Origin of the sequence: Phaeovulum sp., assembly GCF_030684035.1 — a bacterium.
Taxonomy (GTDB): Bacteria; Pseudomonadota; Alphaproteobacteria; order Rhodobacterales; family Rhodobacteraceae; genus UBA6213.
Window position 1 is genome coordinate 11,934 of record NZ_JAUXPI010000046.1, and the last position, 21,384, is coordinate 33,317.

Below are 21,384 nucleotides of genomic sequence, written 5' to 3' on the forward strand. Positions count from 1 at the left end.
ATGGCAAGCACACCCGCTGCCGCAGATTCGATCTTTCGCCGCAATCTGGCGAGCTTCGCGGGCAACCGTCTGGCAATGGGCAGCGCCATTGTGGTGCTTCTGTTCGTGCTGATGGCCGTCTTCGCGCCCTGGCTTGCGCCGCAAAACCCCTATGAGACCGACCTTTTCCGCCGCCTGCAACCGCCTGCCTGGGTAGATGGCGGCGAGTGGGGCTTTCTTCTGGGTTGCGATGCGCTTGGCCGCGACATCTTTTCGCGCATCATCTACGGCGCGCGCATTTCCATATTCGTCGGCGTCACGGTAATCGTGGTGGCGACCGGCATCGGCATCGTGGCGGGGCTTGCTGCGGGCTATCTGCGCGGCTGGGTCGATGTGGTGATTTCGCGCATCGTCGATATCTTGCTGGGCTTCCCCTACCTGATCTTTGCGATCGGCCTGATGGCGATGATGGGGCCGGGGCTTGGCAACATCATTCTGGCGCTCGCCTACAAGGAATGGGTGATCCCGGCGCGCGTGGTGCGGGGTGAAACCCTTGCCGTGCGCGAGCTGGAATATGTCGAGGCGGCGCGCGCGCTTGGTGCCTCGCCACGCCACATCATGCTGCGCGAGATCCTGCCCAACATCCTCTCGCCGGTGGTTGTGGTTTCCACCATCCGGATGGCGAATGTGATCATCCTCGAAGCCTCGCTTTCGTTCCTCGGGCTTGGCGTGCAGCCGCCGATGGCAAGCTGGGGCAGCATGGTTTCCGACGGCCGCGCCTTCATTCTGGAAGCCTGGTGGGTTTCGACCTTCCCGGGCCTTGCGATCCTGTTGCTGGTGCTGGCAATCAACGTGGCGAGCCAGGGCCTGCGCGATGCCTTCGACCCGAGGTTCCACGAATGAGCGCGCTGCTGGAAGTGCGCGGGTTGCGCACCGTGTTTCATACTCGCGCCGGTGAAGTCTGGGCGGTCGATGGCGTCGATGTCGAGGTGCGGCGCGGCGAATGCCTTGGCATCGTCGGCGAAAGCGGCTCGGGCAAATCGGTCACCTTCGCCTCGGTCATGGGCCTCGTGCGCAGCCCCGGCAGGGTGGCCGAAGGCCAGATACTGTTTGACGGGCGCGATCTGCGCGCCCTGACCCCACGCGAAATGCGCGCCGTGCGTGGCAAGGAAATTGCCATGACCATGCAGGACGCGCTGACCGCGCTCAACCCGGCGCTGACCGTGGCCGAACAGATTTCCGAGGCGCTTGAGGCGCATGACGAAACCTTGCCCACCCGTGGCCGCGCCCGGCGCGCGGCGATCCGCGCGAAATCGGTGGAAATGCTTGGCCTCGTCGGCATCCCATCTGCCGAAAGCCGCCTGCGCCAGTATCCGCATGAATTTTCCGGCGGCATGCGCCAACGCATCATGATCGCCATCGCGCTTGCCTGCCGCCCCAAGCTGCTGATTGCCGACGAGCCGACCACCGCGCTTGACGTGACCATTCAGGCGCAGGTGCTGGAACTCATCACCGAAATTCGTGGGCGGCTGGGCATGAGCGTCGTGCTGATCACCCACGACCTTGGCGTGGTCGCCGAGCATTGCGACCGGGTGATGGTGATGTATGCCGGGCAGGTGGTCGAATCCGGCCCCACCGCCGAGGTCATCGCGCACCCCCGCCACCCCTACACCCGCGGCCTGCTGGCCTCGATCCCGCGCCCCGGCCTGCGCGGCCAGCCGATCCGCCCGATCGAGGGGCAGGTGCCCGACCTGATCGGCATGCCGCCGCAGTGCCGCTTCTATTCGCGCTGCCCCGTTCGCCGCGAGGCGTGCCTTGCCCCGGTCGCCATGCGCGCGGCGGGCGAGGGGCGCATGGCGCGCTGCATATTGCTTGACGAGGTGCCCGCATGACGCCGCTTTTGCAGGTCGAGCACCTTTCCAAGCACTACGAAGGCCGCCGCAGCCTGATCGAGCGCATGACCGGCGTGCCCCATACCGTGGTGCGCGCGGTCAATGACGTCAGCCTGAGCGTCGGCAAGGGCGAAATCCTCGGCCTGATCGGCGAATCCGGCTGCGGCAAATCCACGCTTGGCCGTGCGATCCTGCGGCTCAATGAACCGAATGCGGGCAAGGTCACCTTTGACGGCACCGATGTGACCGCGCTTGATCCGCTGGCGCTGAAAAACATGCGCCGCCGGATGCAGATCATCTTTCAGGATCCCTACGCCAGCCTCAACCCGCGCCGCACCGTGGCCGAGATCGTCGGCCTGCCGCTGAAGCTGCACGGTCTGGCGAGCGGCGAGGAAGCCCGTGCCATCACCGCGCGGATCGTCGAAAGGGTAGGGCTGAAGGCGAACCAGCTTGACCGCTACCCGCACCAGTTTTCAGGCGGCCAGCGCCAGCGCATCGGCATTGCCCGGGCGCTGGTGTCGAACCCCGAATTCATCGTCTGCGATGAACCGGTTTCGGCGCTCGACGTTTCGATTCAGGCGCAGATCATCGCGCTCTTGCTGGAACTCAAGCGCGAGATGGGACTGACTTACCTTTTCATTTCGCATGATATTTCGGTGATAGGCTATCTCAGCGACAGGGTCGCTGTGATGTATCTGGGCGAGATCGTCGAGATGGGTCCGGTGGAGGACGTACTGGCAAATCCGCGCCACCCCTATACCCAGAGCCTGCTTTCCGCGGTGCCCGAGATCGAGCCGCAGGGGCGGCGCGCGCGGGTGCGGCTTGCGGGCGATCTGCCGTCGCCGCTCAACCCGCCCGCGGGCTGCAAATTCCACACCCGCTGCCCGCTGGCGACCGACATTTGCCGCGTTCGCGAACCGGTCAGCGAAAGCGTCGGGCCGGGGCATCAGGCGGCCTGCCACAGGCTTGCCGAAGGGCTGAACCTGCTCGACGGGGCCGGCGCATGAGCATTGATCTTGTGCTTTCCGGCTCGGCCTATGCGCGCGGTCGCGGTCAGGCGGCGGCGGGGCAGGGGCCGCAGCTGCGCGCCGCCACCGTTGGCCGGGTCGAAACGGCGCGCGCCGAGGGCCTTCTGGACGAAGCCTCGCGCGGCTATCTGGCCGCGCAGCGCGCCTTCATGGCGCTGCATGACCCCGAAGGCATGTCGGAACTTCTCGGCATCGCCGAGGGCTTCGCGCTGCCCGAGGCCGAGCTTTTCGCGCATCTCCACCTTGGAACGTTGCGCGACCTCAAGGGCGGTGCCGAACTTGTCGACGGCTGTTCCGCCTGGGCCGTCGCCGCAGGCCCCGATGGCCCGCTGGTGGTGAAAAACCGCGATTATTCCGGCCTGCATCTGGGCATCCAGACGCTGGCACGCCATACCGGCCCCGATGTGACCTCGGGCGGCATGCTCTGCCTTGGCAGCCTCGGCAGCCCCGGAGCCTATTCCAGCGGCATCAACGCCGCAGGGCTTGCGCTCGCCGATACGCAGGTTTCGGTGGCGACGCATCGCGTCGGCTGGCTGCGCTATTTCCTGATGACCCGGCTTCTGGCGCGCTGCAAGACCGTGGCCGAAGCCGTTGCCTTTGTTCGTGGCAGCCAACATGCTGGCGGCGGTACGCTGGTGCTCGCCGATCACTCCGGCGCGACCGCCGCAATCGAACTTGGCGCGGGCGGGGTGACGGTGGCGACAGGTGCCGAGGTCTGGCGCACCAACCATTATACCGGCAGCCCCGCCGCCGATACCCTGCCGCCGCGCGATGACAGCATCGCCGCGAATTCGCGGGATCGTTTCAGCTACCTTTCGCGCAGCCTGCCCGGCACAAGCTGGACCCGCGCGCGCGCCCGAAAGCTGATGGCCACCCACCCCGAAACCGCGCCCGGAGCCGCCCCGATCTGCCAGCATGGCAATGCGGATGCCGCCGAGACCATTTCTTCGGCGGTCTATTCGTGTAACCTGCGGCAGATGGATTTTTGCGAGGGCAATCCCTGCACCGGGGCGTGGCGGACCATTTCGCTTCCCGCCTGACCGGGGCACCGGGCGGATGGGAAGAGGCATGGCCGACTACAAAAGCGAACTGGTGGGCACCCACCCCAGCATTCAGGCGCTGCGCAAACTGATCGAGCGGGTGGCAAAAAGCCCGGCGCGCACGGTGCTCATCTACGGCGAAACCGGAACTGGCAAGGGTCTGGTGGCGCGGATGATCCATCAGGCCTCGGCCCGCGCCGCGCGCGAATTCGTTGATATCAACTGCGCCGCGATTCCGGCGAGCCTGCTGGAATCAGAGCTTTTCGGGCACGAGCGGGGGGCCTTTACCGGCGCGGTCGAACGCAAGCTCGGGCTGATCGAGGCCGCCAACAACGGCTCGGTGTTTCTTGACGAGATCCGCGAGCTTGACCCGCCGTTGCAGACCAAGCTTCTCAGCCTGCTCGATACCCAGCAATTCCGCCGGGTGGGGGCGGTCAAGCCGACCACGGTCGATGTGCGCTTCATCGCCGCCACCAACAAGGTGCTGCTGGCCGAGGTCAGCGCGGGCAAGTTTCGCGAAGACCTCTACTATCGGCTGCAAGTGGTGGCGCTCAACCTGCCCGCACTGCGCGAACGGGGCGATGACGTGCTTCGGCTCGCGCAGTATTTCATTAGCAAATACAACGTGATGTACAAGCGCAACATCACCGGCCTTGCCCCCGAAACCGAAGATATCTTTCAGCGCTACGCCTGGCCCGGCAATGTGCGCGAGCTGGAAAACCTGCTGGAACGCATCTTCATTCTGGAGGAGGACGATCTGATCCTGCCGCAACACCTGCCCGCGCGGATTCTGCGCTCGGTCAATGCGTCAACGGTGGCGCGGCACACCGAGGGGCTGCCCGCCGTGCCCGAAGGCAGTTTCCGCGACGCGACCGAGGCCTTTCAGCGGCTGATGCTGGCACGCGCGCTCGACGCCGCCGACGGCAACCTGCAAGCGGCAGCGACCCGGCTTGGTCTCAGCCGCCACGCGCTGCGCCATCAGATGATAAAGCTCGGCCTCGGGTCGGCGTGAAAACCGCAGCACCCGTGCGCGGTTTTCACGCAAGCACCAAAGCGCTGCCAGCAGCAGAAAAATCCGCTTTTCAACTCAACCCCTTGCGGTACCCCATCGCGCGGCACGCTTTGTGCATATACCCAAGCAATCGCACCCATGCACGAGGCTCATAATGGCGTCGCTCCGGATCATCTGCCCCAATGGCCACCTCGGCTTTGCGCCGCTGAAGCCGGATAGCTTCCATGTTGCCGTTGCCACCCGCCCCGATTTCATTGCCGCCGATTCGGGCAGCGACGATATCGGCCCGGTGCCGCTTGGCGCCGATACCTGCGCCAGCCCGAAGGCCTGGCAGCGCCACGACCTCGAGGAGATGCTGCTGGCGGCGCGCCGCATCAATGTGCCGATGATCATCGGTTCCTCCGGCGACACCGGCACCAACAGCCGGGTGGACATGTACCTTGAAATGATCCGCGAAATCGCGGCCGAACACCAACTGGCGCCTTTCAAGCTGGGCTGGTTCTATTCCGAGGTTGACAAGGAAATGGTGCGCGGAAAAATCCGCTCCGGCTCGCCGATCAAGGGCCTCGATGCGCGCGAAGACCTGACCGAAGCCGAACTTGATGCCACCTCGCGCATCGTCGCCATGGCCGGGGTGCATCCGTTCATCAAGCTGCTGGAAGAAGGCTGCGATGTGATCATCGGCGGGCGCTCCTCCGACAGCGCCATTTTTGCCGCCGCAGCGCTGTTCAAGGGCTACCCCGAGGCGGAAAGCTATTACCTCGGCAAGGTGCTCGAATGCGCTTCGTTCTGCGCCGAACCTTACGGTGCCAAGGAAACCGTGATGGGCGAGATCACCCAGGATTTTGTCGAAGTCACCGCGATGGCCGATTTTCAGCGCTGCACCATCGCCTCGGTCGCCGGTCACGCGATGTATGAACGCTCCAACCCCTACCACGAATTCGTCGCTGGCGGCATGCTTGACATGACCCATTGCGACTATTCGCAGGTCAGCGAAAAGACCACCCGCGTCACCGGCATGCAATTCGTGCCCGCCACCGACTTTCGGGTAAAGCTCGAAGGCTCCGGCAAGGTCGGCGAGCGGTATGTGGGCATGGCGGGCATCCGCGACCCCTACACCATCGCCAATGTCGATCGGGTGATCGACTGGGCGCGCACCCAGACCCGCGAACGTTTCGGCGATACTGGCTGGGAATTGCACTACAACGTCTTTGGCCGCGATGGCGTGATGGGCGATATGGAACCGCTGCGCGACAAGCCAGGGCACGAGCTGATGATCGTGGTGCAGGGCGTCGCCCCGACCCGCGAGATGGCCGAGGAAGTGACCATGACCGGCACCCGCCAGCTTTTCTACGCCCGCCTGCCCGATGTGAAGGGCACCGCCGGTGGTGTTTCCTTCGTGCTTGACGAGGTGCTGCTCGCCAGCCCCGCCTATCGCTGGACGCTCAATCACACGATGGCGGTTTCCGACCCGCTGGAACTGTTCCCCACCCATAGCGCGATTGTCGGCTGAGGTACCCCATGACAAACCCGAAAAACACCCGCACCAAGCTTGCCGATCTCGCCAAGACCATCCGCTCGAAAAACGCCGGTACCGACAAGATCACCTTCGACATCATATTCAGGGAAAAGGCGACCTATGAGGCGGTGAAACGCTCCGGTGCGCTCAACCGCAACAGCGTCTGCGCCACGCTCAATGTCGATCCCGCGCGGCTGACCGATTTTGTGGAATATGATCCCGGCTACGCGATCAAGTTCACCATCCTTCGGCTGCGCCCCTCGGGCAGTGCGGGCGATGCCGATATTTTCGGCGCGCAACAATATGCGCCGTTCCTCGATTTCGAAATCGACATGACCACCTGAGGCCGGGCTCAGCCTGCCGCACCATCGGCGGGCGGCGCGCAAAGCTGCGAGCGCGTCAGAAACCGTCTCTCGCGGCCATTGTCGAGGCTGAACATGCCACCGCGCCCGCTGATCGCATCAATCACCAGATCGGTGTGCTGCCAAGCCTCATACTGGCGCGCGGCAATGTAGAACGGCATGCCGCCGATCTCGCCAAGCAGCACATCATGCGGGCCGATCATCAAATCGCCCAGCGCATAGCACATCGGCGATGACCCGTCGCAGCAGCCACCTGACTGGTGAAACAGCACCGGCCCGTGCTCGGCGACAATCTCCGCCAGAAGCGCGAGCGCCGCAGGGGTCGCGGAAACCTTGCCCATCAGCCTGCCCTTTCTTCTTTGCCCGCAATACCCTCGGGGGGGTGCGGGGGGGGGGCAGAGGCCCCCCCGCACCTTGCTCAGAAGAAGCCAAGCTTCTTCGGATTGTAGCTGACCAGCATGTTCTTGGCCTGCTGGTAGTGGTCGAGCATCATCAGATGGGTTTCCCGCCCGATCCCCGACAGCTTGTAGCCGCCAAAGGCCGCATGCGCGGCGTAGTCGTGGTAGCAGTTGGTCCAGACCCGGCCCGCCTGTATCGCCCGGCCGAAACGGTAGCAGGTGTTGACATTGCGGCTCCAGACCCCGGCCCCAAGACCGTAGAGCGTGTCATTGGCAATGCGCAGCGCCTCGTCATCGTCCTTGAAGGTGGTGACCGAAACGACCGGCCCGAAGATTTCCTCCTGAAACACCCGCATCCGGTTGTGGCCCTTGAACACCGTCGGCTGAACGTAGAAACCACCCTCCAGCCCGCCGGTCATCTGCCGCCGCGCGCCGCCGGTAAGCACTTCGGCACCCTCCTTGCGACCGATGTCGAAGTAGGAGAGAATCTTTTCCATCTGCTCGCCTGACGCCTGCGCGCCAAGCATCGTCGCCGGGTCGAGCGGGTCGCCCTGCACGATCGCGGCCACCCGCTTCAAGGCCCGCTCCATGAAGCGCTCATAGATCGATTCGTGAATCAGCGCGCGGCTCGGGCAGGTACAAACCTCGCCCTGATTGAGCGCGAACATCACGAAACCCTCGATCGCCTTGTCGAAGAAGTCGTCATCCTCGTCGCAGACATCCTTGAAGAAGATGTTGGGCGATTTGCCGCCAAGCTCCAGCGTTACCGGAATCAGGTTCTGCGCGGCGTATTGCATGATCAGCCGCCCGGTCGTGGTCTCGCCGGTGAAGGCGATCTTGGCGATGCGGTTCGAGCTTGCCAGCGGCTTGCCCGCCTCCAGCCCGAAGCCGTTGACGATGTTGAGCACCCCCGGCGGCAGCAGATCCTCGATCAGCTCGGCCCAGAGCAGGATCGAGGCCGGGGTCTGCTCGGCAGGTTTCAGCACCACGCAGTTGCCCGCCGCCAGCGCCGGGGCGAGCTTCCAGACCGCCATCAGAATCGGAAAGTTCCACGGGATGATCTGGCCGACAACGCCGAGCGGTTCGTGAAAGTGGTAGGCTACGGTATTGTCGTCGATCTGCGACAGGCTGCCCTCCTGCGCCCGGATCGCTCCGGCGAAGTAGCGGAAATGGTCGATCGCCAGCGGCATGTCGGCGGCGGTGGTTTCGCGGATCGGCTTGCCGTTGTCCCAGGTTTCTGCGGTCGCCAGCAGGCTCAGGTTTTCCTCCATCCGGTCGGCGATCCGGTTCAGTATCAGCGCCCGCTCGGCGGGGCTGGTGCGGCCCCAGGCGGGGGCGGCGGCATGTGCTGCGTCCAGCGCCGCTTCGATGTCGGCGGCGTCCGAGCGCGCGACTTCGCAAATCACCTGGCCGGTGACCGGCGAGGTGTTCGCAAAGGTGCGGCCCGACCGGGCGGGCACCCACTTGCCGCCGATGAAGTTGCCGTAGACCGTCTTGAACGGTGATTTTGCGGTGCGGAAATGTTCGACCTTGTTCATGGTGTTCCTCCCGGAATGATGCAAAGGCACCGCCTCCTCGCGGCACCTCGAACCATGAGCGGGCAGGAATTCCGCGCTGTCAGCATGGGCGGGAAAGATGCCGGGGCCGACCTGTCGCAGCTTTGCGACAGTCTGGCGGCAGCATCACTCGGGCAGGGCAATCCGCTGCCTGAGCAGCTTGCGGTGCATCGTTGCGCGCGAAATGCCAAGCCCGCGCGCCGCCGCCGAAACATTGCCATCGGCGCGCGCCAGCGCCCGCGCCAGCACCCCGCGCTCGGCCTGATCCAGCGTCTCGGCGCTTTGCAGGCCAAGAAGGTCGGCCGCCGGGCGCGGTGCCGCCGCAACGTCGCCCGAAAGGCCCAGCACCCGCCGCGCGCCGCGCGTGGCACCCACCACCAGATCGTCGGCATCGACGGCCACCAATGCTCCCGCGCTGCGCTCGGCCCCCGGCACCATCACGATGCGGGCGAGCGGAAACGCCAGCCGGAAGGTCTCTGCCTCGATCCGCCGCGCGGTCTGCGCGACTGACTGCGCGATCAGTTCGGCCAGCGCCTCGGTCAGATCGGCCCGGCAGGATGAAACGTCGAGCACCCCGGCAAGCCTGCCATCGGCACCGTGTAGCGGCGCGCTCATGCAACTGATCGCGGCATTGCGGGCGAGGAAATGCTGGTCACGGTGCACCTTGGTGGGGCGCTGTTCGCTCAGGCAGGTGCCGATCGCGTTGGTGCCCATTTCGGCCTCGCCCCAGCGGGTTGCGGTCCACAGGCCCCAATCGGAAAAATCGCGGTCATCGGCGGGTTTGCCGCGCCGTTCCACTGGTACGCCGTCGCAGTCGGCCATCAGCACGCAGCAGCCGACCCCGCCAACCGCCTGAAAAAGATCGTCAAGGCTGGTTCCCGCAGCGCGGATGATCGGCTCCATGCGTTCGCGCGCGGCGCGGAACTCCTGCTCGCTCAGGCGCTGCGGTTTCACCGGTGCCCCGGCATCCAGCCCGTAAAGCTCTGCCGACCGGCTCCACGATGCGACAATGCGCGAATGCGTGGCCTCGCCCGCACGAATGGCGGCAAGCACGCGGTCGGCATGGCTGCGCGGTATGGTCATCGGAAATCTCCCCGCGCGCAGAATGTGCCGCCGCGTGGTTTCTGTCCAATGAAAATCCTCGGGCCGCGCTCAGGAGGCGCTGACCGCCACGGCGATGCCCGCGTAATGGCAGGCGGCGGCGGCGGCGACAAAGCTGTGCCAGATCGCGTTCTGGAACTTCAGGCTGTGCCATTTGTAAAAGATGACGCCGACCGAATAGAGCAGCCCCCCGACCACCACCAGAACCAACGTGGCAAGCGGCAGCGCGGTGGCTACCGGCTTGATCGCGGCCAGCGCCGCCCATCCCAGAACCAGATAAAGCGCGATCGCCAGCCTGTCGAAGCGCCCCGGCAGCCAGATCTTGATCGCGCTGCCGCCAAGCGCCCCGGCCCAGACGACGCCGATCAGCAGCCAATTCCAGACCTGATTGCCGAGCATCGCCAGAAGCGCCGTATAGGTGCCGGCAATCATGAAATAGATCGCTGAATGGTCGAACCGCCGCAGCAGCCATTTGAGCGGCGACGGCGGGGTGAGGTTATAGGCGCAGGAAAACCCGAACATGGCAAAAAAGCCCGCCGCGTAGATGCCGGTGGCAATGCCATAGCCCGCCGATCCGTGTAGCGCGATATAGGTGAAAAGCGCGGCAAAGGCGATCAGCCCGGCAAGAATCGCGGCAATATGCACCACGCCATCGGCGACGATCTCGCCCTGGCTCGGCTGCCGCTTGTGCAGGCGGGGGTGGGCTTCGGGCAGTGACATCGGCATATCCAGCGTTCGTGAAGGGCAGAAGCGTAACATAACGCGGTTTGGTCGCCGCGCGTAGGGGCAGGTTCGGGCGACGTAGGGTCAAGCACCGGTCTCCGCCGGGGGTCGCAGCGACTCCGGGCAGCATGACATGGCACGGGCGTCGCAATGCCACCGAATTACCGCTTCGATATTGACCTTTGTCGCGCCGCACCCAATGTGTCGCTGAACTGATCCGTTCAGCGTTGCGGGGCGTATTGTCTTTCGCTATGGGCGGCGTCACGCAGGGTAATGGGACGGAAAAAATGGCTAGATTCATCAAGGGCCACACGATTTCGGCGCTGGTCGTGCTGGTGGCGGCAAGTGTTTGGGTTGGCACCGGCGAATTTTCGTCGGTCGGCAGCAAGATCGCCAGTGCCGCGCAGCGCCAGCCGGTGGCCGGGACCGCAGACCCTGCCATTGTGCTTCCCACCGAGGTCACCCCCGCGGTCACCCCCACCGCGCCGGTGCGCCGGGTGGTCGAGGCGGTGGTGCCGGTGTTTTCCGATCATGCCCGGCTGATCCGCCTTTCCGGCCTCACCGCGCCTGACAAGCGCGCGGTTCTGGCCGCGCGCGCCGGTGGTGCCATCGAAACCCTCACCATCGCGGCGGGCGACACCATTGCCGCCGACGCCGTGGTGATGACCCTTGAGGGCCGCGATGCGCAGGCGGCGCTGACCATTGCCGAAACCGCACATGACCAGCGCCAGCGCGAGCTTGAAGTTGCCGAAAAGCTCTTTGCCGCAGGCAACCGCACCGAATTGCAGCTGATCGCCTCGCGCAGCGCCGCCACCACCGCTGCGGCGCAACTGGAACAGGCGCGCGCCGCGGTTGACCGGCTGCAACTGCGCGCGCCCTTCACGGGCATTGTCGATAGCGTCGAGGTGGAGCGGGGCGAGTGGATTACCGCGGGCACCAAGGTAGCCACGCTCCTGTCGCTTGACCCGATCGAGGTGCAGGCCGAGGTGAGCGAGCTTTTCGCGCGCTACCTGCGCGCCGGTGCCGAGGCCGAGGTGACGCTCGCCAATGGCACCGAACTCAGCGGCAGCGTCCGCTTTGTCGGCAAAGAGGCCTCGGCCCAGACCCGCACCTTTCCGGTCCGCATTACGCTGCCGAACCCCGGTGGCGCGATCGGTGCAGGCATGACTGCGGAGGTTCGGCTTTTCGCCGACCCGGTGCGTTCGGTCACTGTGCCGCGCTCGGTCATCACCCTTTCGGAGACGGGGGAACTGGGTCTGCGGGTGGTGGGGTCAGACAATATCGCGCGTTTCGCCTCGGTCGAACTCCTCGACGACACGCCGACAGGGCTGGTTCTGGCCGGGGTGCCTGCCGATGTGCGCATCATCATCGCCGGGCAGGATCTGGTGCGCGATGGCGACCTGGTGACAGTTGCGGCCGATGTGCCCACCGCCGCGGCACCCGCCGCGCAGGTGACCGAATGAAACTGGTCGAGCTTGCGATCCGGAACGCCCGGCTGACGATATCGATACTGATCTTCCTGATGGTCGCCGGGGCCATGGCCTATGTCTCGATCCCCAAGGAAGCCGAGCCTGACGTCAAGATTCCGATCATTTACGTTTCCATGTCCTATCAGGGCATCTCGCCCGAAGACAGCGAACGGCTGCTGCTGCGGCCGATGGAATCGGCGCTGAAAACCATTCCCGGCATCAAGCAGATGACCTCGTCGGCCTATACCGGCGGCGGTAACGTGCTGATGGAGTTTCAGGCCGGGGCCGACCTTGCCAAGGCGCTTGACGATGTGCGCAGCAAGGTCTCCTCGGCGCGCGGCGATCTGCCGAGCGGCGTCGATGAGCCCAGCGTGAACGAGGTGACGCTATCCGAGTTTCCGGTGCTGGTGGTCACGATTTCGGGTGATGCGCCGGAACGGGTGCTGACGCTGGCCGGGCGCGAATTGCGCAACCGCATCGAAGACGTGTCGGGCGTGCTGGATGCCAACCTGCAAGGCGTGCGCGACGACCTGATCGAGGTGATCGTTGACCCCGCAAGGCTCGCCTCCTACGGGCTCCGGGTCGATGCGCTGATCGCCGGGGTGAGTGCCAACAACCAGCTTATCGCCGCCGGGGCGCTGGAAGGCGACGAGGGGCATTATGCGATCAAGGTGCCGTCGTTGATCGAAACCGCTGAAGATGTGGCAAACCTGCCGGTGGTGGTCTCTCCCGCCGCCACGGTGCGGGCGCGCGACATTGCAACGGTGCTTTCCACCAAGAAGGCCGCGACCACGGTAACCCGCCTCAACGGCCAGCCCGCCGTGGCGATCGAGGTCAGCAAGCGCTCCGGTGCCAACCTGATCGAGACCGTCGATGCGGTGAAGGCGGTGGTCGAGGAGTTTCGCGCGCTTCTGCCCGAAGGCATCGATGTTTCGTTCAGCCAGGATAAATCGATCTCGATCCGCCAGTTGCTTGCCGATCTGCAGAACTCGGTGCTGACCGCGGTTATCCTCGTGTTCATCGTCATCCTGTTTGCGCTTTCCGGCCGTGCCTCGATTCTGATCGGCCTGGCGATCCCCGCCTCGTTCCTGATGGGCATCCTGTTCCTGTCGCTTTATGGGGCAACGGTGAACCTCGTGGTGCTGTTCAGCCTGATCCTTGCGGTGGGGATGCTGGTTGATGACGCGATCATCGTGACCGAATATGCCGAGCGGCGAATGAGCGAGGGCATGGACAAGCGCGAGGCCTTTGCCCAGGCCAGCCACAAGATGGCCGGGCCGGTGATTGCCGCCACCATGACCCGCGTCGCCGCCTTTTCGCCGCTGCTGTTCTGGCCCGGCATTGTCGGCGAATTCATGATGTTCCTGCCGATCACCCTGATCGCCACGCTTTCCGCCTCGATGCTTTATGCGCTGATCTTCGCCCCCACCCTCGGCGCGATCTTTTCCAAGCCGGTGCACCTCAAGCAGGGCGACCGCGACGGGCTTTACATGGCGGTGGTGAAACGCGCGGTGCGCCACCCCGTCATCGTCGTGCTGCTTGCGTTTGGCAGCCTGATCGCGGTGCCGATGAGCTATGGCACCTACGGGGCCGGGGTCGAGTTCTTCCCTTCGGTCGAACCCGATTACGGCCTTCTCTATGTGCATGCCCGCGGCAACCTGTCGATAGAAGAAAAAGATGCGCTGGTGCGGCAGGCCGAGGCGCGCATTCTCGGTTGGCGCGGCATTGAAACCGTCTATACCCGCACCGGCTCCGGCGGCGGCTTTGGCACCAGCGTCGCGGCAGATGTGATCGGTACGATCCAATATGAATTCGTCGATTGGCGCGAGCGCAAGCCCGCCAGCGAAATCCTCGCCGATCTGCGGGTGGCGATGCAGGGCATTCCCGGCGTTGATATCGAGGTTGCGGTTCCGGTGGCCGGGCCATCGAGCGGCAAGGCAATCCAGCTGCGGCTTTCGGCGCAATTCCCGGCCGGGCTCAATGACGCGGCCCGCATGATTGCGGACGAACTGGCAAAATTCCCCGATATCATCGATATCGACAACGGCCTGCCGCCACCGGGCGTGGACTGGGAATTGCAGGTCGATCGGGCGGCAGCGGCGCGTTATGGACTGACACCGGGGGCCGTCGGCTCGATGGTGCGGCTTGTCACAAGTGGCCTGAAACTGTCTGATTATCGCCCCGCCGGGGCCGATGACGCGGTCGATATCGTGCTGCGCCTGCCACCCGACCAGCGCACGATCTCGGCGCTGGACCAGTTGCAGATCGAAACCGCGGCGGGGCCAGTGCCGATCTCGAACTTCGTCACCCGCGTCGCCGCGCCCACCACCGGCACGCTGACCCGCATCGACGGGGTGCGTACGGTCACTGTGCAGGCGGGCCTGCGCGACGGTGTGCAGGCAGCCGCGGCGCGCGCCGCGATTTCGGAGCGGCTGGCAAGCGCCGGGCTGGAAGCGGCGGGCATCCGCTGGAAACTTGCTGGCGAAGACGAAATGCAGGACGAAGCCTCGGCCTTCCTGATGAAGGCCTTCGGTGCCGCAATGGCGCTCATCTTCGCGGTGCTGTTGGCGCAGTTCAACAAGTTCATCTCGGTCGGTCTGGTGATTTCGGCGGTGGTGATGTCCACCATCGGGGTGCTGCTTGGCCTGATGATTCTCGGCCAGCCCTTCGTGATCGTGATGACCGGCATCGGCATCATCGCGCTTGCCGGGGTGGTGGTGAACAACAACATCGTGCTGATCGACACCTACGATACGCTGCGCCACGAAGGCATGGACAAGGTCGAGGCCATTCTGGAAACCTGCCGCGAGCGCGCCCGCCCGGTGGTGCTGACCGCGCTTACCGCCATACTGGGCGTGCTGCCGATCGCCTTCGGGCTCAATCTCGAACTCCTGAGCCACGAAACCACCTACGGTGCCCCCTCCACGCAATGGTGGATCGCCTTCTCCTCCGCCTTCGTCTTCGGCCTCGCCTTCGCCACCATCCTTACCCTGATCGTGACCCCGTCGATGCTGATGCTGACGACACGGGCGAACGGGCCGAGGAAGCGGCGCGGGTGGTTCGGGAGGGGGGCGAAGGGGGTAGCGGCGGAGTAGGGCGGGGGCGGACGGTGACCGGGGCTGAACGGGTGCGGTGCCGCCGCTCCGGCCCGTGCTGCGGGTCGCCGCAGGGGCCACCATGCGCCAAGCCTGCACCGCTGCGGGTATCGACCCCGACGCGCCCCTTGTGGGCATCCCCGCAGCCGCTTTCTAACGATCTTCCACAGGGCCACTGAGGAAGCTACCTGACCCCCGTTGCCGCAAGGTTTCGGGGGTCTTTTTTCGTCGTAGTTGCCGGGAAGGCAGGCGTCACACGGCGCGATAGCAGTCGAAAATTGGATTTCAGGGAAAGGCTTGGTCGGTTAGAAGGGGTGGAAAGAGCAAGTCGAAGGGTTTTGCCATGTTTGAAAAGTTCCGGGCGCGCAGGATCATGGCGAAACATACGGCGTTTGAGGTAGGGATTGACCGCGTTTTGAACGCAAGCTGGCGTGACGTTCAGCGCGGTTCCCCCGATGCAGAAGTGAAGGGTTTCGTCGCAGTTTTTAGTTTCTGCATTATGAACGCTTTTGAAACACTTCGTATTTTCGGCTCGCAGCGTGTTGAAGTGGCAAAGTTACTTCACGGAACAGTTGGAGATAAGACCGCTGTCGAAATCGCACTTCTCGGAATCGCTCGCGCAAGTCTAGACGAAGACTTGAGTGATGATTTTACCGAAGTGGTCGCAGTCGCTCATATGATCCTAACGAAAGTTGGGGGCGTTATGCCATATTCCTCAATGCCTTACGAAGATTTCATCGACCACTTCTTGCCGCTGTCGAACCTTGATGTTGCCGAAGCCGTTTCCGTATCTGCGACGCGAATTTCAAAAAGCTTCACGCAAATGCCCGAACCTATGGCGGGGTTGCTTGCGTCTTCGTTGGCAATGTCGGCAGCTTCCGAGGGCGCACGGTATGCCGAAGGTGCTGTCAAACAGCTTAGACAAAAGATCAACCGCGAAGAATGATCGAACGGAAGGCCATGGCATGACGCGAAGCGTTCACGTTCGCGTGATCGTTTCCAGCCTGTCGCAGCGCCCGAAGGGCCGCTTTCAGGGGTCAATCTGCCATGGGTAGATTGTGGGTAGAGTTTTGCCGGATTTCAGACTGTGTAGCGAAATCAACATTTTACATGAACGCGTGGCAGCCCGTAGGGGAGTCGAACCCCTCTTCCCAGGTTGAAAACCTGGTGTCCTAACCGATAGACGAACGGGCCGCGCTTGGCGTGGGCGGTGTTTAGGGCAGGGCGGGGTGCTCTGCAAGAGGGATTTTGCCGATATGGTCGAAACTTCCGCAGCTTCCGGGGTGGCGGCGGGGTCAGGCCCTTGCGGCGTCTTCAAGGCGCAGCTGCACCCGGTTGCGGCCGCCCCAGCTATTGGTCTCAAGCCGCCCGGCAAGGTGAAATCGCGCCGCGCCGGGGCTGGCAAGCAGCGGCCCCAGCGGCCCGTCAAAGGCCCCGAACGCCACCGCATCAAGCCGCGTGCGGCCGTCACCGAGGCTGAAGCGCAGGTGGTTCTCGCCAATGCGCCGCGCCCCGGTGACCTCGGCGCTGGCAAAGGCAAAGCGCGGTGCCGGGGCACCCTGCCCGAAAGGCCCGGCCTTTTCGATTTCCTCGATCAGCGCGGGCGTGGCGGCGGCGGGCATGAGGAGCCCGTCAAGCCGCAATTCGCGCGGCCCTGCCGCCCCCGCGCCCTGCCGCGCCAGAAGCTCGGCCAGCCGCGCCATCGCCGCCTCGATCTGGCCTTCCGCCACCGTCAGCCCCGCCGCCATCCGGTGCCCGCCGCCTTTCACGATCAGCCCTTCGGCGGCCAGCCGCTGCACCGCCGCGCCAAGGTCCACCCCCGCCACCGAGCGCGCCGAGCCCTTGCCGATGCCGCCCTCGACCCCGATCACCACCGCCGGTCGGTTGGTAGCCTCCTTCAGCCTCGCGGCGACGATGCCGACCACGCCGGGGTGCCAGCCCGCGCCCGCAGCCCAGACCAGCGGCCCTTCCAGCCCGCGCGCCTCGGCCTGCGCCAGTGCCGCGTCGCGCACCCGGTTCTCAATCTCGCGCCGCTCGGTGTTGAGCGCGTCCAGCCGCTCGGCCAGCGCTGCCGCCTCATGCGGGTCATCCGTCGCCAACAGCCGCGCGCCAAGGTCGGCGGCACCTATTCGCCCGCCCGCGTTGACCCTTGGCCCAAGCAGAAAACCGAGGTGATAGGTGTTGGGCGCGCGGTCCATTCGGGCCACATCGGCCAGCGCCACAAGGCCCGGCCGCTCGCGCCGCGCCATCACCCGCAGGCCTTGGCGCACCAGTGCCCGGTTGACCCCCACCAGCGGGGCCACATCGGCGACCGTGGCCAGCGCCACCAGATCGAGCATCGCCATCAGGTCGGGCCCCTCTGCCCCCTCGGCGCGCAACTGCCGGTTGGCCTCGACCAGCATCAGGAACACCACCGAGGCGGCGCAAAGGTGGCCCAGATCGCCGGTCTCGTCGGCGCGGTTGGGGTTCACCACCGCCAGCGCGGGGGGCAATGTTTCGCCGCCGAGGTGATGGTCAAGCACCAGCACATCGGCCCCCGTGGCGGCGGCGATCGGGGCGTGGCTCAATGTGCCGCAATCGACGCAGACAATCAGCCGATGCCCCTCTGCCAGCATCGCCATCGCCGCCTCGTTCGGCCCGTAGCCCTCGTCGATGCGATCGGGAATATAAAGCGTCGCGCGCCGCCCCATGGCGCGCAACCAGACCGTCAGCAGCGCCGCCGAGGCCCCGCCGTCAACGTCATAATCGGCAAAAACGGCAATCGCCTCGCGCCCCGCCACGGCGCGCAGAAACCGCGCGGCGGCGCGGCCCATATCTTTCAGCAGCAGCGGGTCGGGCAAGAGATCGCGCAACTGCGGCTCCAGAAACCGCGCTGCATCGGCAGCGGCCACCCCGCGCGCCACCAGCAGGCGGGCCAGCGGCAAGGGCAACCGGGTTTCCTGCACCATCGCCTCGGCCATCCGGTCGGCCTCGACCCCGGGCCCAACCCAGCGCCGCCCGGTGGCGGAGGCTTCGACATCAAGAAAGGCGCGTGCGCTCATGCCCCCCGACATGCCCTATTCGGGGACGAGATGCCAGAGCGGGCACATCTGGGCGGCCGCCGAAATTTTGTCTGGCCGGGCATTTCGTGCTATAATCACCGCTGGGAGGAGTCTTCAACGTGAAAGGGAGAGCATAGCGATACGAAAGGAGCAAAGAAATGTTCAGATCGTTTGTTGTTTCCGTTTCTATCATGGCTTTCCTCGGACTCGGCAGCGTCGCGCAAGCCCAGATGGCAGAGGATGAATATGCCGCTGGGCGCGCCGAGTACATGGCGGCATGCGCCGCCTGCCACGGTGAGGCTCTCGATGGCAACGGCCCGATTGCCATCATGTTTTCGGGCAAGGTGCCGCGGTTGACGCAACTCGCGAAGGCGAACGATGGCGTGTTTCCGACTCTGACCGTGTTCCAGACCATCGATGGCCGCGCCAAGATCAAGGCGCACGGCGACCCGATGCCGTTGTTCGGCAACCGCTATACCGTCGATAACCCCGCTGCTGGAACCTACGGCAGCGAAGCTGTGGTGCGGGCGCGGATACTCGAGTTGGTCTATTTCCTGCAGTCTGTCCAGGAATGACAGATACGCGCAGCGGCGCATCCGCTGCGCGCGCAGGGTCAGGCACCACCGCGAGGTGGTGCCAAATTCAGTGGCTGCTGTGGCCGTTGCGCGCAATCGGGCTCCGCCACAGCATCCGCCGCACCGATCCGGTTTTCGACCGCATGAGAATGGTTTCGGTCTGAATGAAGTTCGGCTCGCGCTTCACCCCCTCGACGATCGAGCCATTGGTCACGCCGGTCGCGGCAAAGATCACATCGGCGCGCACCATCTCGTCGCGTGAATAGATGCGGTTGAGGTCGGTAATGCCCGCCTTGTAGGCCCGCCCGCGCTCGTCGTCGTTGCGAAAGCTGAGCCGCCCCCACATCTGCCCGCCCATGCATTTGAGCGCCGATGCCGCCAGCACCCCCTCGGGCGCGCCGCCAAGGCCCATGTACATGTCGATGCCGGTGATCTCGGATTCGGCGCAATGGATGACCCCGGCCACGTCGCCATCGGTTATCAACCGGATCGAGGCCCCGGTCGAACGGATCTCGGCAATCAGGTCGTCGTGGCGGGGCCGTTCGAGCACGCAGCAGGTGATATCGCCGGGGGTAACGCCACCTGCCCGCGCCAGTTCAAAGACCCGCTCGGCGGGCGACATCTCGAGGCTGATCACATCCTTGGGGTAGCCGGGGCCAATCGCGAGCTTGTCCATGTAAACATCGGGCGCGTGCAGCAGCGAGCCGCGCGGTGCCATGGCAATCACGGTCAGCGCGTTCGGCATGTCCTTTGCGGTCAGCGTGGTTCCCTCCAGCGGATCAAGCGCAATATCGACCGCGGGGCCTACACCGGTGCCAACCTCCTCGCCGATGAAAAGCATCGGTGCCTCGTCGCGCTCGCCCTCGCCGATCACCACCACGCCGCGGATATCGAGCAGGTTCAACTGTTCGCGCATGGCGTTGACCGCGGCCTGATCGGCGGCCTTCTCGTCGCCGCGCCCGATCAGCCGGGCCGAGGCGAAAGCGGCGGCTTCGGAAACGCGGGCAAGGCCCAGCGACAGCATCCGGTCCTTGAATTCAAGCGAGTCGGTCATGGCGGTTTCCCCCTGCGGTGTGCCCTGGCGGCATCTAGCGCGGCTCTTTGCCATGCGACAAGGATGGGTGCGCTAACGGGGGCCGATAAGTCACGCGGGCCCGGCCGCAGGCTCGGGTGCCGGGCGGCTGTCAGGCCGACACGCCCCGGGAAGGCGCCGGAATTGCCAGCAAACACCAATTATCCGCGCGCTGCGACCGCGCCCGGCACCGGTGTCTCAGACCGCTTCGATCCGTATCGCCACCGGCTCGCCCATGACCACGCCGGTCGCGGGCAGTCGCGCGAAGGCATGCGCCACCGCATCGCCGGTGGTCTTGTGGGTGACCACCAGCACCGGGGCCAGCGCCTCGGGGTGATCATACTGGCGCATCCGCGAAATCGAGATGCCCTCTTCGCCAAAGACCGTCGCCACCTTGGCCAGAGCGCCGGGCTTGTCCAAAAGCTCCATGCGCAGGTAATAGGGCGCGGGCGAACTCGCCTTGGCGGCAATCGGCGCAACAAGGCTTTTCGCCGGCTGCCCAAAGGTCGAAAGCCGGGTGCCGCGCGCAATGTCGGCGACATCGGCCATCACGGCGCTGGCGGTCGGGCCCATCCCGGCCCCTGCGCCCCGCAGCACGATCTGCCCAACCGAGTCGCCTTCAAGCACCACCATGTTGGTGCCGCCCTGCAACTGCCCAAGCGGCGAGGCGGCGGGCACCAGGCACGGCGTCATCCGCTGCTCAAGGCCCCTGCCGGTCATCTGCGCCACGCCCAGCAGCTTGATCTTGTAGCCCATGTCGCCCGCCCGGCGGATATCGTCTATCGAGATCCGCCCGATCCCCTCCAGCTCTACCGCGTCGAAAGCAACCCTGGTGCCGAAAGCGATCGAGGCCAGCAGCGCCAGCTTGTGCCCGGCGTCGATGCCACCCACGTCAAGGTTCGGGTCGGCTTCCAGATAGCCAAGCTGCCGCGCCTCTTCAAAGACCACGTCATAGGGCAGCCCGGCGCTGTCCATCCGGGTCAGGATATAGTTGCAGGTGCCGTTCATCACCCCCATGACCCGGGTTATGGCATTGCCCGCCAGCCCCTCGGTCAACGCCTTGATGACCGGAATGCCGCCCGCCACCGCCGCCTCGAAACGGATCACCCGGCCTCTGGCCTCGGCCGCCTCGGCCAAAGCCTGGCCGTGATGCGCCAGAAGCGCCTTGTTGGCGGTCACCACGTCCTTGCCCGCCGCAATCGCCGCCAGCGTCGCCGCGCGCGCTGGCCCTTCGGCCCCGCCCATCACCTCGATGAACACGTCAATGTCGGGGCGGCGCGCAAGTGCCACCGGGTCCGCCTCCCAGGCATAGTGCGAAAGGTCGGCGTCGCGGTTCTTGCTCCGATCCAGCGCCGACACGGCGACAATCTCGATCCGCCGCCCGGTGCGCGCTTCCAGAAGCGCCGCATGGCTCTGCACGATCTTCACCACGCCGATGCCGACGGTGCCAAGCCCGGCAATTCCAAGGCGCAGGGCAGGGGCGGCGGAACGGGGCATGGCAGACTCCAAAACGGCAAACTTC

The 21,384-nt window shown here is 65.2% G+C and carries 18 protein-coding genes and 1 tRNA gene; 11 read left to right on the forward strand and 8 right to left on the reverse strand.

Annotation, left to right across the window (positions count from 1 at the left end):
• The 7 genes from Q8J98_RS10945 (at position 1) to Q8J98_RS10975 (ending at position 6,814) form a co-directional block, all read left to right on the forward strand.
• Positions 1 to 882, forward strand: coding sequence for an ABC transporter permease (locus Q8J98_RS10945; RefSeq protein WP_305185490.1), 882 nt, complete (start codon positions 1 to 3; stop codon positions 880 to 882).
• Positions 879 to 1,871: an ABC transporter ATP-binding protein gene (locus Q8J98_RS10950; RefSeq protein WP_305294371.1), complete on the forward strand. Its 993-nt coding sequence runs from the start codon at positions 879 to 881 to the stop codon at positions 1,869 to 1,871. The genes Q8J98_RS10945 and Q8J98_RS10950 overlap by 4 nt, the downstream gene beginning before the upstream one ends.
• Complete coding sequence (locus Q8J98_RS10955) at positions 1,868 to 2,878, forward strand: ABC transporter ATP-binding protein (protein ID WP_305294372.1); 1,011 nt, start codon at positions 1,868 to 1,870, stop codon at positions 2,876 to 2,878. The genes Q8J98_RS10950 and Q8J98_RS10955 overlap by 4 nt, the downstream gene beginning before the upstream one ends.
• Positions 2,875 to 3,939 (forward strand): C45 family peptidase, encoded by a 1,065-nt coding sequence (locus Q8J98_RS10960; protein ID WP_305294373.1) that lies wholly within the window; start codon positions 2,875 to 2,877, stop codon positions 3,937 to 3,939. Before Q8J98_RS10955 ends, Q8J98_RS10960 begins: the two co-directional genes overlap by 4 nt.
• A 28-nt stretch (positions 3,940 to 3,967) precedes the next feature.
• Entirely contained in the window at positions 3,968 to 4,951 is a 984-nt protein-coding gene (locus tag Q8J98_RS10965) for a sigma-54-dependent Fis family transcriptional regulator (RefSeq protein ID WP_305294374.1), read from the forward strand.
• Between the two features lie 154 nt (positions 4,952 to 5,105).
• The gene (locus Q8J98_RS10970; protein WP_305294375.1) at positions 5,106 to 6,464 is read left to right on the forward strand and encodes an acyclic terpene utilization AtuA family protein; all 1,359 of its coding nucleotides are present in this window, start codon (positions 5,106 to 5,108) and stop codon (positions 6,462 to 6,464) included.
• Positions 6,465 to 6,472: 8 nt separating this feature from the next.
• Entirely contained in the window at positions 6,473 to 6,814 is a 342-nt protein-coding gene (locus tag Q8J98_RS10975) for a DUF4387 domain-containing protein (RefSeq protein WP_305185484.1), read from the forward strand.
• Positions 6,815 to 6,822: 8 nt separating this feature from the next.
• On the opposite strand, the gene Q8J98_RS10980 is transcribed toward Q8J98_RS10975, so the two are convergent.
• The 4 genes from Q8J98_RS10980 to Q8J98_RS10995 all read right to left on the reverse strand — a co-directional run bounded on the left by Q8J98_RS10980 (position 6,823) and on the right by Q8J98_RS10995 (position 10,607).
• Positions 6,823 to 7,173, reverse strand: coding sequence for a DUF779 domain-containing protein (locus Q8J98_RS10980; protein WP_305185483.1), 351 nt, complete (start codon positions 7,171 to 7,173; stop codon positions 6,823 to 6,825).
• Between the two features lie 77 nt (positions 7,174 to 7,250).
• A complete protein-coding gene (adh, locus tag Q8J98_RS10985; RefSeq protein ID WP_305294376.1) occupies positions 7,251 to 8,768 on the reverse strand; it encodes an aldehyde dehydrogenase in 1,518 nt (505 codons plus the stop codon).
• Between the two features lie 144 nt (positions 8,769 to 8,912).
• Positions 8,913 to 9,869 (reverse strand): GAF domain-containing protein, encoded by a 957-nt coding sequence (locus Q8J98_RS10990; RefSeq protein ID WP_305294377.1) that lies wholly within the window; start codon positions 9,867 to 9,869, stop codon positions 8,913 to 8,915.
• A gap of 69 nt (positions 9,870 to 9,938) precedes the next feature.
• Positions 9,939 to 10,607 carry a hemolysin III family protein gene (locus tag Q8J98_RS10995; RefSeq protein WP_305294378.1) on the reverse strand — a complete coding sequence of 223 codons (669 nt, stop codon included), beginning with the start codon at positions 10,605 to 10,607 and terminating at the stop codon, positions 9,939 to 9,941.
• 290 nt (positions 10,608 to 10,897) lie between these two features.
• Between Q8J98_RS10995 and Q8J98_RS11000 the strand changes: the two genes are divergently transcribed.
• The 3 genes from Q8J98_RS11000 to Q8J98_RS11010 all read left to right on the forward strand — a co-directional run bounded on the left by Q8J98_RS11000 (position 10,898) and on the right by Q8J98_RS11010 (position 16,120).
• Entirely contained in the window at positions 10,898 to 12,073 is a 1,176-nt protein-coding gene (locus tag Q8J98_RS11000) for an efflux RND transporter periplasmic adaptor subunit (RefSeq protein ID WP_305294379.1), read from the forward strand.
• Entirely contained in the window at positions 12,070 to 15,174 is a 3,105-nt protein-coding gene (locus Q8J98_RS11005) for an efflux RND transporter permease subunit (protein WP_305294380.1), read from the forward strand. The genes Q8J98_RS11000 and Q8J98_RS11005 overlap by 4 nt, the downstream gene beginning before the upstream one ends.
• 343 nt (positions 15,175 to 15,517) lie before the next feature.
• A complete protein-coding gene (locus Q8J98_RS11010; protein WP_305294381.1) occupies positions 15,518 to 16,120 on the forward strand; it encodes a hypothetical protein in 603 nt (200 codons plus the stop codon).
• A 173-nt stretch (positions 16,121 to 16,293) separates the two neighbouring features.
• Here the strand turns inward: Q8J98_RS11010 and Q8J98_RS11015 are convergent.
• Positions 16,294 to 16,368: transfer RNA gene (locus tag Q8J98_RS11015), tRNA-Glu, on the reverse strand.
• 101 nt (positions 16,369 to 16,469) lie between these two features.
• A complete protein-coding gene (recJ, locus tag Q8J98_RS11020; RefSeq protein ID WP_305294382.1) occupies positions 16,470 to 18,215 on the reverse strand; it encodes a single-stranded-DNA-specific exonuclease RecJ in 1,746 nt (581 codons plus the stop codon).
• A gap of 158 nt (positions 18,216 to 18,373) precedes the next feature.
• Between recJ and Q8J98_RS11025 the strand changes: the two genes are divergently transcribed.
• On the forward strand, positions 18,374 to 18,790 hold the full coding sequence (locus tag Q8J98_RS11025) for a c-type cytochrome (protein WP_305294383.1): 417 nt from the start codon (positions 18,374 to 18,376) through the stop codon (positions 18,788 to 18,790).
• Between the two features lie 67 nt (positions 18,791 to 18,857).
• On the opposite strand, the gene glpX is transcribed toward Q8J98_RS11025, so the two are convergent.
• Positions 18,858 to 19,844: a class II fructose-bisphosphatase gene (gene glpX, locus Q8J98_RS11030; protein WP_305294384.1), complete on the reverse strand. Its 987-nt coding sequence runs from the start codon at positions 19,842 to 19,844 to the stop codon at positions 18,858 to 18,860.
• 216 nt (positions 19,845 to 20,060) lie between these two features.
• Positions 20,061 to 21,359, reverse strand: a complete 1,299-nt coding sequence (locus tag Q8J98_RS11035; protein ID WP_305294385.1) for a homoserine dehydrogenase — start codon at positions 21,357 to 21,359, stop codon at positions 20,061 to 20,063.
• Positions 21,360 to 21,384: the final 25 nt, after the last annotated feature.